Annotated in this window: 1 protein-coding gene; it reads right to left on the reverse strand. The window is 70.0% G+C overall.

Annotated elements, in window-relative coordinates:
* Positions 1 to 1,120 (reverse strand): LCP family protein (locus KS423_RS45275; protein WP_224285485.1); only part of this gene is annotated, 1,120 nt, incomplete at its 3' end.
* Positions 1,121 to 1,553 lie beyond the last annotated feature (433 nt).

Consider the following 1,553-nt stretch of genomic DNA (forward strand, 5'->3'; position numbering starts at 1 on the left):
CAGTGGCGGCGGGGGCGGCGGTGGGGGCGGCCGGGTCGGCGGCGGCCGGCGCGCTCGCGTCCTGGCCGTCGATGGTGCGGTCGGCCTTGAGCGCTGCCCACAGCTGGTCCACGTCGGGGTGCACCAGCGCGACCCGCGGGCCCTCGTAACGCCAGGGTACGGTCAGGAACTTGATGTCGTGCAGGTCCACGTCCTTGAGCGACATGGCGAAGGAGAGCAGCTTGGCGGCCGAGCCGAGGCCGGGGTCGACGGTCAGCGACCGGGTGGCCGCGTCGGCGAGCGGCAGCAGCGTGGTCGGGTCCATTCCGCGGGACTTGACCTCCTTGATGAGGGAGGAGAGGAAGGCCTGCTGGCGCTTGGTGCGGCCGATGTCGGAGCCGTCGCCGATGCCGTGCCGGACCCGGACGTAGTCCAGCGCGGACTGGCCCTCGACCTTCTGCTTGCCCTTGGCGAAGAGCAGCTTCCCCTTGTGGCCGAGGTTGGGGTTGAGGTCCCCCTCGTGGATGTCGGTCGGCAGGCAGACCTCGACGCCGCCGACCGCCGTGGTCATCGAGGCGAAGCCGTTGAAGTCCACCACTATGGTGTGGTCGACGCGTAGGTTGGTCAGCTTCTCGACGGCGTTCTGGGTGCAGGCCGGGTTGCCCTGGTCGCTGTCGCCGACCGAGAAGGCGCTGTTGAACATCACATTGGTCTGCTCCTTGGTCCACTTGCCGTTGGGGAGCTTGCACGACGGGATGGTGACCAGGGAGTCGCGGGGGATGGATATGCCGACGGCGTGCTTGTGGTCGGCGTAGACGTGCAGCAGGATCGCGGTGTCCGAGCGGGCGCCGCCGTCCCCGCCGCCGCCCAGGTCGCTGTTGCCGTTGCCGCGGCTGTCCGAGCCGATCAGCAGCACGTTGACCGGGGTGCGGCCCTGGGCGTCCGGGGCCGCGGCCTCCGGCCGGTCCTTGCTGAGGGCGTCGCCGTCGAAGGTGCTGATGTTGCTGTTCAGCCGGTAGTAGAGGGCGCCACCGCCGAGGAGGGCGAGGGCGGTGCAGCCGGCGGTCGCCCAGAGCACCTTCTCCTTGGTGCTGCGCTTGGGTTTCTTCCTGGCCCGGCCTGCCGCGCGGCCGTCCGCCATGTCCGCGGGGTCCGGTTTTCTGCTGCTCTTCCGGTCGGTGGCCCGGCGCCCTCCCGCCCGGTGCGGCGAATTCTCGGCTTCGGGGGAACCCTTGCGGCCAGACACGTCGTCATCCTCCACAGTTGCCACGCGAGCCCCCGGCGAAGCGGTGGGCTCGCGGGGCCCGGGGCCGGAGCCGATCGTGGCAGGGCCCGCGCTAAACTTTTACACCGCTGTAGAACTTCAGTGGAGCATACTAGGCGCGAATGAGAAAACCAGCTGGTCAGACCATGAGAAATTGGTCAGATCGGTTGGACCGCGTTGCTCCGCACCAGTGCAGAGGGAGCACGATGACTGATCGGATCGCACGCTCGATAGCCGGCGCCCTGGTGGCCCTGCTGGCCGCCGTCGGCCTCACCGCCGCGGCATCGGGGGCGGCGGCGGTGGCCGCACC

Origin of the sequence: Streptomyces sp. LS1784, assembly GCF_020103755.1 — a bacterium.
Lineage (GTDB): Bacteria > Actinomycetota > Actinomycetes > Streptomycetales > Streptomycetaceae > Kitasatospora.